This window comes from Nocardia sp. NPDC055050 (assembly GCF_053608345.1).
Genome location: NZ_JBSGVG010000035.1, coordinates 61,030 through 72,914, shown reverse-complemented (window position 1 = coordinate 72,914; position 11,885 = coordinate 61,030). Strand labels below are relative to the sequence as shown.

Annotated in this window: 9 protein-coding genes; 6 read left to right on the top strand and 3 right to left on the bottom strand. The window is 69.3% G+C overall.

Annotated elements, in window-relative coordinates; all coding sequences use genetic code 11:
* Positions 1-408: 408 nt before the first annotated feature.
* Positions 409-1,968: a glycerol-3-phosphate dehydrogenase/oxidase gene (locus ACWGCN_RS28130; protein WP_378993730.1), complete on the bottom strand. Its 1,560-nt coding sequence runs from the start codon at positions 1,966-1,968 to the stop codon at positions 409-411.
* On the bottom strand, positions 1,968-2,576 hold the full coding sequence (locus ACWGCN_RS28125; protein ID WP_378993732.1) for a TetR/AcrR family transcriptional regulator: 609 nt from the start codon (positions 2,574-2,576) through the stop codon (positions 1,968-1,970). Before ACWGCN_RS28125 ends, ACWGCN_RS28130 begins: the two co-directional genes overlap by 1 nt.
* A 196-nt stretch (positions 2,577-2,772) precedes the next feature.
* Between ACWGCN_RS28125 and ACWGCN_RS28120 the strand changes: the two genes are divergently transcribed.
* Together ACWGCN_RS28120 and ACWGCN_RS28115 are read left to right on the top strand one after the other, a co-directional pair.
* The gene (locus tag ACWGCN_RS28120) at positions 2,773-4,401 is read left to right on the top strand and encodes an FAD-binding oxidoreductase (RefSeq protein WP_452458089.1); all 1,629 of its coding nucleotides are present in this window, start codon (positions 2,773-2,775) and stop codon (positions 4,399-4,401) included.
* A complete protein-coding gene (locus tag ACWGCN_RS28115) occupies positions 4,398-5,345 on the top strand; it encodes a diacylglycerol kinase family protein (RefSeq protein WP_379314005.1) in 948 nt (315 codons plus the stop codon). Before ACWGCN_RS28120 ends, ACWGCN_RS28115 begins: the two co-directional genes overlap by 4 nt.
* Here ACWGCN_RS28115 and ACWGCN_RS28110 read toward each other — a convergent pair whose 3' ends face one another.
* Entirely contained in the window at positions 5,346-6,038 is a 693-nt protein-coding gene (locus ACWGCN_RS28110) for an AAA family ATPase (protein ID WP_452458090.1), read from the bottom strand.
* Between the two features lie 299 nt (positions 6,039-6,337).
* On the opposite strand from ACWGCN_RS28110, the gene ACWGCN_RS28105 reads away from it, so the two are divergent.
* The 4 genes from ACWGCN_RS28105 to ndk all read left to right on the top strand — a co-directional run bounded on the left by ACWGCN_RS28105 (position 6,338) and on the right by ndk (position 11,361).
* Positions 6,338-9,016: a valine--tRNA ligase gene (locus tag ACWGCN_RS28105; RefSeq protein ID WP_449969135.1), complete on the top strand. Its 2,679-nt coding sequence runs from the start codon at positions 6,338-6,340 to the stop codon at positions 9,014-9,016.
* Between the two features lie 107 nt (positions 9,017-9,123).
* Positions 9,124-10,494, top strand: a complete 1,371-nt coding sequence (gene folC / locus ACWGCN_RS28100) for a bifunctional tetrahydrofolate synthase/dihydrofolate synthase (RefSeq protein WP_378664140.1) — start codon at positions 9,124-9,126, stop codon at positions 10,492-10,494.
* A 56-nt stretch (positions 10,495-10,550) separates the two neighbouring features.
* A complete protein-coding gene (locus ACWGCN_RS28095; protein ID WP_378994037.1) occupies positions 10,551-10,892 on the top strand; it encodes a DUF4233 domain-containing protein in 342 nt (113 codons plus the stop codon).
* 52 nt (positions 10,893-10,944) lie between these two features.
* Positions 10,945-11,361, top strand: a complete 417-nt coding sequence (gene ndk, locus ACWGCN_RS28090) for a nucleoside-diphosphate kinase (protein ID WP_266298471.1) — start codon at positions 10,945-10,947, stop codon at positions 11,359-11,361.
* Positions 11,362-11,885 lie beyond the last annotated feature (524 nt).

Below are 11,885 nucleotides of genomic sequence, written 5' to 3'. Positions count from 1 at the left end.
CTCCTTCGTCGCATCTCCGCGGCGCCTGACCGGCGACCCGGCCGCGGACCGGCCACTTCGTGGCCGTCCCTCCCTAGGGGTCGGGAGTGCGGTTGCTGGGTTGGGTGGGTTGTTGAAGAGGGGGACAGGCTGGGTTTGCGGTGTGGTTGGTGGGGAGGGGGACTGGCTGGGTGTGTGCGGTGTGGTTGTTGACGAGGAGGAGGACTGGCTGGTGTGCGCGCAGTGGTTTTTGACGAGGGACAGGCTGGGTGTGTGCGGTGTGGTTGTTGACGAGGGGGACTGGCTGGTGTCCGCGCGGTGGTTTTTGATGAGGGGACTGGCTGGGGTGCGCGCGGTGGTTGTTCGAGACGGGGACGGGGTTGGGTGGACCGTGTGGTTGGGAGTGCGGTCGGGGGAAGGCTTGGTTGATCAGGTGGTGATGGCGGCGTGTCTGGTGAAGGCGGCTTCGGCGGCGGGGGTGGCGGCTTCGCGGTCGGTGGGGACCAGGCCGATGCGGGTGCGGCGGTCCAGGAGGTCGTCGACGGTGAGGGCGGCCTCGTGGGTGATGGCGAAGTCGAATTCGGCGGCGGTGACGTCGATTCCGGGGGCGACCGGTTCGGCGAGGGTGGGATCGGCCAGCCAGGCGGACACGATCTGGCTCGCCTCGCTGCCGTAGCGCTCGATGAGGACCGGTGGGGCATCAATCCGGTCGCGGGCGGCACCGGCGACCGCGCCGACCAGGGGGATCCGGGTGGTGCGGCAAGGGCCTGCCGTGAGGGCGGCCTGGGCGACCGCGGCGTCGACGGCGTCCTGGGCCATCTGGCGGTAGGTGGTGAGCTTGCCGCCGACGACGGTGATCAGGCCGTCGGGAGCGGTGAGGACCGCGTGTTCGCGGGAGATGTCGGCGGTGCTGTCGTCGGCGGTCTTCAGCAGCGGGCGCAGGCCGGCGAACCGGCCGCGGATATCGGCACGGGTCAACGGTTCGCGCAGCGCGGTGTTGATGGTGTCGAGCAGGAAGTCGATCTCGGCCTCGGTGGGCTGTGGCTCGTCGGGGATCGGGCCCGGCGCGTCCTCGTCGGTGAGACCGAGGTAGACGCGGCCGTGCGCGGCGGGCAGCGCGAAGACGAACCGGCTGATGCTGCCGGGTACCGGCACCGTCAACGCGGCGCTGAGGCCACCGAACGCCGCGGCGTCGAAGACGAGGTGGGTGCCGCGGCTGGGCCGCAGTTCGATGCTGTGGTCGACCTCGCCCGCCCAGACTCCGGTCGCGTTCACGACCGCGCGCGCCCGAACCGTCAAGGTCTCGCCGGTCAGGCTGTCGCGCAGCTGGACCGAATCACCCTTCGCGGCAACCGCCTCCATGCGCGTGAGCACCGTCGCGCCGTGCGCGGCCGCCGTGCGAGCCAGCGCGACGACCAAGCGGGCGTCGTCGACGAGTTGACCGTCCCAGGCCTGCAATCCACCGCGCAGCCCGTCGCGCCGCACGGTCGGTGCCAAGCGCAGGGCCTCGGCGGCGGCCACCCGGCGCGAGCGCGGCAACGTGTCGACCGAGGTGTGCGCGGCGATCCGGAGGGCGTCACCGGCGGCGAAGCCCGCGCGGATGAGTGAGCTCTGGCCCAGCTTGATGCCGGGCAGCAAGGGAACGAGCTGGGGGAGTGGGCGCACCAGATGTGGTGCGGTGGTGCGCAACAGGATGCCGCGTTCGACCGCGCTCTCGTGCGCGATCCCGACCCGTCCGCTCGCCAGATACCGCAGCCCACCGTGCACCAGCTTCGAACTCCAGCGGCTGGTGCCGAAGGCGAAGTCGTTGCGCTCCACCAGGATTGTGCGCAGTCCGCGCGCGGCGGCGTCGAGGGCGACGCCGGTTCCGGTCACACCGGCGCCGATCACCACCACGTCGACCTCGGGGTTCTCGCCCAGTGCGGTGAGGTCGGTGGTGCGGCGCGCGGCGTTCAGGGTGGCACCGGAAATGGGGAAGTCAGCAGGCATCAGGAGTCCTTCTCGGGTGGCGGGAGCAGATAACCCTCGATAGCCCTGGACAATTCGGCGTCGAACTCCGCACCGGCCAGCAGCGACTCCACCGTGCCCGCCGACTGCACCGCCGACTGGGTGATGAGCAGCAGCATGGTGGCCATGTGCTCGGCATCACCCGACCGGATCGACCCGTCTCGGTGCCCGAGCTCGATCACGGTCGCGAACAGCCCGATCAGCGTGCGCTGATTGCGGCCGAGCCGGCCGAACACATAGGTGAGCATCAGGTCGGTGTCGGTGCGGAAGATCTTGGCGAACACCGCGTTCGACCGAATCGCCGCCGAGCCCGTCACGATGCCGTGGACCAGCCGATCCCGGCCGAGGCCGGTGTCGGGCATGGTTTCGGCGACGATCGTGCGCAGTTCACGCACCAGCAGTTCGGCGATCAGCGATCCGGTGTCGGGCCAGCGGCGGTAGACCGTCGGCCTGCTCACCCCGGCCCGGCGCGCCACCTCGGTGAGCGTGGTTCGGCGAACCCCGAAGTCGACGACGCAGGCCCGCGTGGCATCGAGAATCGCCACGTCGGTGGGCGAAAGCTGGTCAGCGTGGGTCGCGAGATCGATCATCGTGCTTCACCGCCGGTGGGTTCGGTGGCGCCGGGACAGCTGCGCCGTGGTCGGGCTGGAACCGCCCAAGGGTATCGAGCGGACCAGCGGGGTTTCCGTCGCGAAGGGTCGGTAGTGACATCCGACAGCGGTACGGATGTCGACTCTGGGACATATCGTTGGTTACTGCTTGACACTATATGTCATTATGTAACGCATGGTCGAGACGCAACACGAACAAACCGGGTCCGCCACCGTGGCACCGAGCATGGTGTGGGACGCCTGGGGCGTAGCCGCCGGTCACCAGCCGCTGTCGGCGCAGATCCGTGGCCTGCTCGCGCAGGTGTTCGGGATCTCGGGTGAGCCGGTCGTGCGCCGCGACGAGAACGATGTGCCGCTGATCCCCACCACGCTCACGGCCGCCGATCGGGCAGGCCTGGCGGCGATCGTCGGTGACGAACATCTCACTACCGCCGATCTCGACCGGCTGCGGCACGCGGGCGGCAAGAGCACCCCCGACCTGCTGCGCCGACGCGCGAACACCCCGCAGGACGCCCCCGACGCCGTCGTCTTCCCCGCCGATCACCCGCAGGTCCTGGCGCTGCTGGAGTATTGCGCCGAACACGGCGTCGCCGTCGTACCGTTCGGTGGCGGAACCAGCGTGGTCGGTGGCGTCGATCCCGTGCGCGGGCAGTTCGGCACCGTGATCGCACTCGATCTGCGCAGGCTCGACACGCTCACCGCGGTAGATCCGGCCAGCGGCACCGCCACCCTCGGCGCCGGACTCACCGGCCCGCAGGCCGAGGAGTTGCTCGGTGCGCACGGTCTCTCGCTCGGGCACTTTCCGCAGAGCTTCGAATTCGCCAGCATCGGCGGGTTCGCCGCGACCAGGTCGTCGGGTCAGGCGTCGGCGGGCTACGGCCGGTTCGACGACATGGTCGAGCGCCTGGTGATCGCCACCCCGCAGGGCACCCTCGACCTCGGGCGCGCGCCCGCGTCGGCAGCCGGACCCGACCTGCGCGAGTTGTTCGTCGGATCCGAAGGCGCGCTCGGCATCATCACCTCGGTCACCCTGCGGGTGCATCCCGTGCCGGAAACCGTGGGCTACCAAGCCTGGTCGTTCCCCGACTTCGCCACCGGCGCCGCGGCACTGCGCAGCGTGGTGCAGGCCGGCGCCGCGCCGACGGTGATGCGGCTGTCCGACGAGGCCGAAACGGGTCTGAACCTGGCGCGCTCCGCCGATGTCGGCGGCCATCCGGTATCGGGCTGTCTCGCCATCACCACCTTCGAGGGCAGCCGGGCCCATGTCGCGGCCCGATCCGCCGAGGCGAGCGAACTGCTCGCTGCCGCGGGCGGCACCGCACTCGGCGAGGCGCCTGCCCAGCAGTGGGAGCACGGCCGGTTCGCCGCGCCCTACATGCGTGACGCGCTGCTCGATGTCGGCGTGCTGTGCGAGACGCTCGAAACCGCTACCAGCTGGGCCAATCTGGCGAATCTCAAAGTGAAGGTCACCGGCGCGCTGATGGACGCGCTCGGTGCACAGGGCACGCCCGCGCTGGTCATGTGCCACATCTCGCACACCTATCCGACCGGGGCGTCGCTGTATTTCACCGTCGTCGCCAAGCAGCTCGATGATCCGATCGCGCAGTGGCGCATCGCCAAATCCGCCGCGAGCGACGCGATGGTCGCCGCGGGCGGCACCATCACCCACCACCACGCCGTGGGCGCCGACCACCGGCCGTGGATGGGCGCTGAAATCGGTGACCTGGGGGTTCGGGTGTTGCGTGCGGTGAAGCGCGAACTCGACCCCACCGGAGTGCTCAACCCTGGGAAGCTGGTGCCGTGAGCGAACATTCGATGCGGCGCGTTGTCGTCGTCACGAACCCGCGTTCCGGGTCGGGCCGGGGCGACGACGTCGCCGAGGCGGTGCTGGCCGAACTGCTGGCGCGCGGTGTCGAGGTGGTCGAGGTGCGAGCCCCGAGCGCGGACGAGTCGGTGACACAGGTCAGGACGCTCGTGGCCGGCGAGGACCGGCCGGATGCGGTGATCTGCGTCGGCGGTGACGGGCTGATGAACGTGCTGCTGGCCGCTGTCGCGCACAGCGGGGTGCCGCTCGGGCTGGTGCCCGCGGGCACCGGCAACGACCTGGCGCGCGAATTCGGGATACCGACCGGTGACCCCCGGGCTGCCGTCGAGATCGTGCTGGGCGGTCGAGCCCGGACCATCGATCTGGGGCGGATCGAATCGGCGGACGCCGCACCCACCTGGTTCGCGACCGTGGTCGGCACCGGCTTCGACGCGCGAGTCACGCTGCGCGCCAACAAGATGCGCTATCCCCGTGGCCCGCTGCGCTACACCGCTGCCGCGGTCGTCGAGCTGATGCGTGGCTACACACTGCCGTTCCGGATCGAGCTGTCCGGCCTCGCGCCCGGTGCGCTGGACAATCCGCCCGACTCCCACGTGGTGATCCTGACCGACGCGGTGATGGCGCCGATCGGCAACACCCGCACCTACGGCGGCGGCATGCTGGTGTGTCCGGAAGCACTCGCCGACGACGGGTACCTCGACATCACGGTGGTCGGCGCGGTGTCACGGCTGGAGATGGCGCGGCTGCTGCCCGCGTTGTCGGCGGGCAAACGGATCGACCATCCGGCGACCAAGCGTTATCGGGCCCGGCGGATCACGGTCGGTGCCGAGGGCGGATACGCCACGGCCGATGGTGAGCCCGCGGGGATGTTGCCGGTGACGGTGCAGGCGATGCCCGGGGCGCTGAGCGTGCTGGTGCCCTGATCAGGCCGGGTCGAAGGCGATCCGGGACACCGCGTGCAGTGTCGGGCGGTCGATGATCACCACCGAGGTCGAGGACAGCGGTTGCGGGTCCGGCGCGAGGGCGGTGCCGCGGGCTCCCAGGGAGTCCATCATCGTTTCCCAGCGGCGGCAGTGTCCCGTGAAGGCCAGGCTGTTGACGCTTCTACCTCGGCTGATCTGACCCGATCTGGCCTGCTCGGCGGGCACATCGATGAGCACCATGTGCAGTTCGCGGCGGCCCTGCGCGGTCCAGCGGGCGATCAGGCGACGGCTCCAGCGGAAGGTGGCGCAGTCGTGGATGGCGACCGGTCCGTCGCTGTCGCGGACCGCGTCGCGGATCGCGCGGTAGTGCGCGAGGTGGACCAGCGGGCGCCACAGGGAATACGGCGCCCAGCCCAACCGGTGACGCAGGCGATTGCGGGTGTGATTCGAGTCGAGGACGAGGGCGCCGGACGCGGTCCGCACCGGTTGCTCGGCATCGGGTCCCGACCCGAAGAAGCGGTGTAGTGCGGTGGACTTTCCCGCGCCGGGGACACCGGCGAAGACCAGAACGGTGGTGCTCGGGTAGCGCAGTTCTTGGACCTCGCTCGCGCGCAGGTCCAGCAGGGCGATCGGGGTGATGATCCTCGGTGCCGACGCGGGAACGGGAGACGAGGATTCGAGCGGGGGCGTCACCCTCTCCAGGGTCCGGTAAAACGGACAAAACGGCAATCGGGGGTTGCCCGGATATTTCGGCTGGAGGGTTGGGAGACAACGGTTTCCGCGTGTCGTCGTGGCGCGTCACAGACCATGCTGACCAGGGCCGGGTAGAAGCTGAGAATTCCATATGGATTCTGCTGAGTGGGGTCGATCGCCGGTAGTATCAGAGCTGTAGACGGAGTCTTCGGTGTCCCTCATCCACCGAAGATTCCGTCTTTTTTTGTGCTCGGGTAGGCGGGGAAAAAGCTGGTTGCCGCTCCCCTTAGGATTGGGACGTGACCAGCGCAGCCCCTGACAACTCGCGTAATCGTGCCGATGCCCTGCCCAAGAGCTGGAACCCCGGCGAGGTAGAGGCCGACCTGTACGAGGGCTGGGTCAACGCCGGGTACTTCGCCGCCGACGCCTCCTCGAGCAAGCCGCCGTACTCGATCGTGCTGCCGCCGCCCAACGTCACCGGCACCTTGCACATGGGCCACGCGCTCGACCACACGATCATGGACCTGCTCACCCGCCGCAAGCGGATGCAGGGCTACGAGGTGCTGTGGCTGCCGGGCATGGACCATGCGGGTATCGCCACGCAGACGGTGGTGGAGAAGCAGCTCGCCGTCGACGGGAAGTCCAAAGAGGACTTCGGACGTGAGCTCTTCATCGACAAGGTGTGGGACTGGAAGCGGGAGTCCGGCGGGCAGATCCAGGGCCAGATGCGTCGCCTCGGCGACGGCGTCGACTGGAGCCGCGACCGCTTCACCATGGACGACGGCCTCTCGCGCGCCGTGCAGACGATCTTCAAGCGGCTCTACGACTCGGGGCTGATCTACCGCGCCGAGCGCCTGGTGAACTGGTCGCCGGTGCTGCAGACCGGCATCTCCGACCTCGAGGTCGACCACAAGGAGGTCGACGGCGAGCTCGTGAGCATGCGGTTCGGCTCGCTGAACGACGACGAACCGCACGTGATCGTGGCCACCACCCGCGTGGAGACGATGCTCGGTGACACCGCCGTCGCGGTGCACCCGGACGACGAGCGGTACAAGGCGCTGATCGGCACCACGCTGTACCACCCGATCACCGGCCGTCAGATCCCGATCGTCGCCGACGACTACGTCGACCCCGAATTCGGTTCCGGCGCAGTGAAGATCACCCCGGCGCACGACCCCAACGACTTCGAACTCGGCCTGCGCCACGGCCTGCCGATGCCGACGATCATGGACAAGACCGGCCGGATCGCTGACAGCGGCACCGAATTCGACGGCATGGACCGCTTCGAGGCCCGCGTGAAGATCCGCGAACGGCTCGAGGCCGAAGGTCGCATCGTCGGCCGCAAGTTCCCCTACAAGCACCAGGTCGGTCACTCGGAGCGCTCCGGCGAGCCGATCGAGCCGCGCCTGTCGATGCAGTGGTGGGTCAAGGTCGACACCCTGGCCAAGGCCGCGGGCGACGCCGTGCGTGAAGGCGACGTGAAGATCCACCCGGCCAGCCAGGAACCGCGCTGGTTCGACTGGGTCGACAACATGCACGACTGGTGCATCTCGCGTCAGCTGTGGTGGGGCCACCGCATCCCGATCTGGTACGGCCCCGAAGGCGAGATCGTGTGCCTCGGCCCCGGCGAGGAAGCGCCCGAGGGCTGGGTGCAGGACCCGGACGTGCTCGACACCTGGTTCTCCTCGGGTCTGTGGCCGTTCTCCACGATGGGGTGGCCCGACTCGACCCCCGAGCTGTCGAAGTTCTATCCGACCAGCGTCCTCGTCACCGGGTACGACATCCTGTTCTTCTGGGTGGCCCGGATGATGATGTTCGGCATGTACGTGAGCGACGATCCGGTGCTCACCGCCGGTAAGGGCGGCCGGAAGCAGGTTCCGTTCGAAGACGTGTTCCTGCACGGCCTCATCCGCGACCAGCACGGCAAGAAGATGTCGAAGTCGCGCGGCAACGGCATCGATCCGCTCGACTGGATCAACTCCTACGGCGCCGACGCGCTGCGCTTCACCCTGGCCCGCGGCGCCCAGCCCGGCGGCGATCTGTCCGTCGGCGACGCGCACGCACTGGCTTCGCGCAGCTTTGTCACCAAGCTGTTCAACGCCACCAAGTTCGCCCTGATGAACGGTGCGCGCACCGGTGAGCTGCCCCCGCGCGAGACCCTCACCGACGCCGACCGCTGGATCGTCGACCGGCTCGACGCGGTCCGCGCCGAGGTCGACACCGCCTTCGACGCCTACGAATTCGGCAAGGCCTGCGAGGCGCTCTACCACTTCGCGTGGGACGAGCTGTGCGACTGGTACCTGGAGCTGTCCAAGGTGCAGTTCGCCGAATCCGACGCGCGCGCCGAGAGCACCGCGGTCGTGCTCGGCAGTGTGCTCGACGCGGTGCTGCGTCTGCTGCACCCGGTGATCCCGTTCGTCACCGAGACCCTGTGGCAGGCGCTCACCGGCGGTGAATCGGTGGTGATCGCCGCGTGGCCGCAGGCCAGTGGCGTGGCGACCGACGAACTCGCCGCGCAGCGCGTGGCCGATACGCAGCGGTTGATCACCGAGATCCGCCGGTTCCGCGGCGATCAGGGCCTGGCCGACAAGCAGAAGGTGAAGGCCACGCTCGTCGGGATCGAGGAGGTCGGGCTCGGCGGGTTCGCCGACTCGGTGGCCAATCTGGCCCGGCTCACCGAACCGGGCGAGGACTTCGCCACCACCGCCGAGGTGGAGGTGCGGCTGTCCGGCGGCACCGTCACCGTGCAGCTCGACACCTCCGGCGCGATCGACCTCGATGCCGAGCGTCGCCGGCTGGAGAAGGATCTCGCGGCCGCGCAGAAGGACCTCGACACCACCACGGCCAAGCTCGGCAACGAGGCCTTCCTGGCCAAGGCGCCGCAGCCGGTCGTCGACAAGATCACCGGTCGACGTGATGTGGCCGCGGCCGAAGTCACGCGCATCGGCGCCCGTCTGGCGGAGCTGAGCGCCAAGTGAGCGACATGGGCCCCGGTGACCTCGACCCCGAAGACGCCGACTTCGGCGGCAGCGACTACAGCGCGGCCCAGCTCAGCACCGGGCCGTCGCCGGTCGACCTCGCCGAGATGGCGCTGGTCGAGGCCGAGCTCGACAAGCGCTGGCCCGAAACCAAGATCGAACCCTCGCTCACCAGGATCGCCACCCTGATGGATCTGCTGGGCAACCCGCAGAACAACTATCCGGCGATCCACGTCGCGGGCACCAACGGCAAGACCTCGGTGACCCGGATGATCGACGCCCTGCTCACCGCCCTGCATCGGCGCACCGGCCGGATCACCAGCCCACACCTGCAGCTGGCGACCGAGCGGATCAGCATCGACAACGCGCCGATCTCCCCGGCCGGCTATGTGGCGACCTATCACGAGCTCGCGCCCTATATCGGCATGATCGACCAGCGTTCCGCCGAATCCGACGGCCCGGCGATGAGCAAGTTCGAGGTGCTCACCGGCATGGCCTACGCCGCGTTCGCCGAGGCGCCGGTCGATGTGGCCGTCGTGGAAACCGGGATGGGCGGCACCTGGGACGCCACCAATGTGATCCACGCGCAGGTCGCGGTGATCACCCCGATCGGCCTCGACCACACCGAGTACCTCGGTCCCGACCTCGAGTCGATCGCCAAGGAGAAGGCCGGGATCATCAAGCGCGCACCCGAGGCGCTGATCCCGACCGACACCGTCGCGGTGATCGCCGAGCAGGAACCCGAGGTGATGGACGTGCTGCTGCGCCGGGCCGTCGCCGAGGACGCCGCGGTGGCCCGCGAGGGCGCGGAGTTCCGGGTGCTGGAACGGGGCGTCGCCGTCGGCGGGCAGCTGCTCACCCTGCAGGGGCTCGGCGGCGTCTACGACGAGATCTTCCTGCCGCTGCACGGCGAGCACCAGGCCCGCAACGCGGCCCTGGCGCTGGCCGCGGTGGAGGCGTTCTTCGGGGCGGGCGCGGATCGTCAGCTCGATATCGAGGCCGTGCGCGCCGGTTTCGCGACGGTGGCCAGCCCGGGGCGGATGGAACGGATGCGCAACGCGCCGACCATCTTCGTCGACGCCGCCCACAACCCGGCGGGTGCGCAGGCGCTGGCCGCGACGCTCACGGGCGAGTTCGACTTCCGCAAGCTGGTCGGGGTGGTCGCGGTGCTCGCCGACAAGGACGCGGCCGGGATCCTCGACGCGCTCGAACCGGTCTTCGACGAAATCGTCGTCACCAGCAACGGCTCGCCGCGGGCCATGGACGTGGACTCGCTGGCCGACCTGGCCGTGCAGCGGTTCGGCGATGAACGCGTGATCACCGCCGAGACCCTGCCCGACGCGCTGGAGTCGGCGATCGCGCTGGCCGAGCAGGCCGGCGACGAGGGCGACGTGATCTCCGGCGCCGGCGTGGTGGTCACCGGGTCGGTCGTCACCGCGGGCGCGGCGCGCGCCCTGTTCGGAAAGGCTCCGGCGTGAGTGAAGAACAAGTGCCTCCTCCCGCCAACGATCCGTGGAAGGGTCTGCGCGGCGTCATGGCGGGGACGTTGATCCTCGAGGCGATCGTGGTGTTGCTGGCTTTGCCGGTGGTCGCCGACGTGGGCGGCGGTGTCACGTGGTTCTCCGGAACCTATCTCGTGGTGCTCTCGGTGCTGATGATCCTGGGCGCGGGTGTACAGCGGAAACCGTGGGCGATCCCGTTCAACCTGGGCCTGCAGGTGCTGCTGCTCGCGGGCGCCTTCATCCACCTGTCGATCGGCGTGATCGCGGTGGTGTTCATCGCGGTCTGGGCGTTCATCCTCGTCCTGCGCTCGGATGTCCAGCGCCGAATGGACGCGGGACTGCTCCCCAGCCAGCGAATGGGCACCAAGTCCTGACCGCTCGAGGGCCCGATCGGCGTCCTGACACGGCCGACGCTAGGGTTACCCCGTGACTGAGCAGACGTTGGTACTCATCAAGCCGGACGGTGTCTCCCGGGGCCTCACCGGCGAGATCCTCGCGCGCATCGAGCGCAAGGGCCTCACTTTCCAGGCCTTGGAGCTGAAGAACGTGTCCGCGGAACTCGCGGCCGAGCACTACGCCGAACATGCCGAGCGGCCCTTCTTCGGCTCGCTCATCGAATTCATCACCTCCGGCCCGGTCGTCGCGGCCGTGCTCGAAGGCCCGCGCGCGATCGCGGCGTTCCGTCAGCTCGCCGGTGGCACCGACCCGGTGGAGAAGGCCGTGCCCGGCACCATCCGCGGCGACTTCGGCCTCGAGACCCAGTTCAATCTGGTCCACGGATCCGACTCGCCCGAGTCCGCCAAGCGCGAGATCGCCCTCTGGTTCCCCGAATTTCCCGCCTGACCGGCAGCGGTCGGTAGCGCAGCAAAGGTAGAAGGACACCCGGTCAGGCGGTATCGAACTCCGCTCGGCCGGGGCGCCCTCGCTTGCCGGATCCACCGGGTGATACCACGGCCGTGAGCGGGGCGGAGTTCGCGTGAGTTGCGCCGATGGCGATCCCCGCGCGAACCGTATGGGATACTGATTACGGATGTGTTCGACGCCGACCTGTCGCGCAGGTACGTGACGCGGTGTCGGACATGACCGGATGACACCGCGGTTGATGCCGATCATCGCTGCCACGGATGGCCCTGTTGCTGGGGCCGCCCGCGCAGGCACGCTGGATGAGCGCTCGAAAGCGCGGTGCCACGCCGTACAGCCAGGCGCCGTGTGACCGGTTGGCCCGCCAGATGATCGATCAAGGTGCGACCGGACACGCGGGGCGAGACCAGATGACCCTCGTACCATCGGGTACGAGGTGCACGGACGATGCCCCCGCGTCGGCCGCGTCACTCCCGTACCGGGGAAGGACGCGCCCGGGGGCCCGA

Bases quoted from the DNA above. Each gene is read 5' to 3' on its own strand.
- ACWGCN_RS28125 (WP_378993732.1), bottom strand. From the start codon at position 2,576: ATGATCGATCTCGCGACCCACGCTGACCAGCTTTCGCCCACCGACGTG.
- folC (WP_378664140.1), top strand. From the start codon at position 9,124: ATGGCGCTGGTCGAGGCCGAGCTCGACAAGCGCTGGCCCGAAACCAAG.
- ACWGCN_RS28120 (WP_452458089.1), top strand. From the start codon at position 2,773: ATGGTCGAGACGCAACACGAACAAACCGGGTCCGCCACCGTGGCACCG.
- ACWGCN_RS28095 (WP_378994037.1), top strand. From the start codon at position 10,551: ATGGCGGGGACGTTGATCCTCGAGGCGATCGTGGTGTTGCTGGCTTTG.
- ACWGCN_RS28130 (WP_378993730.1), bottom strand. From the start codon at position 1,968: ATGCCTGCTGACTTCCCCATTTCCGGTGCCACCCTGAACGCCGCGCGC.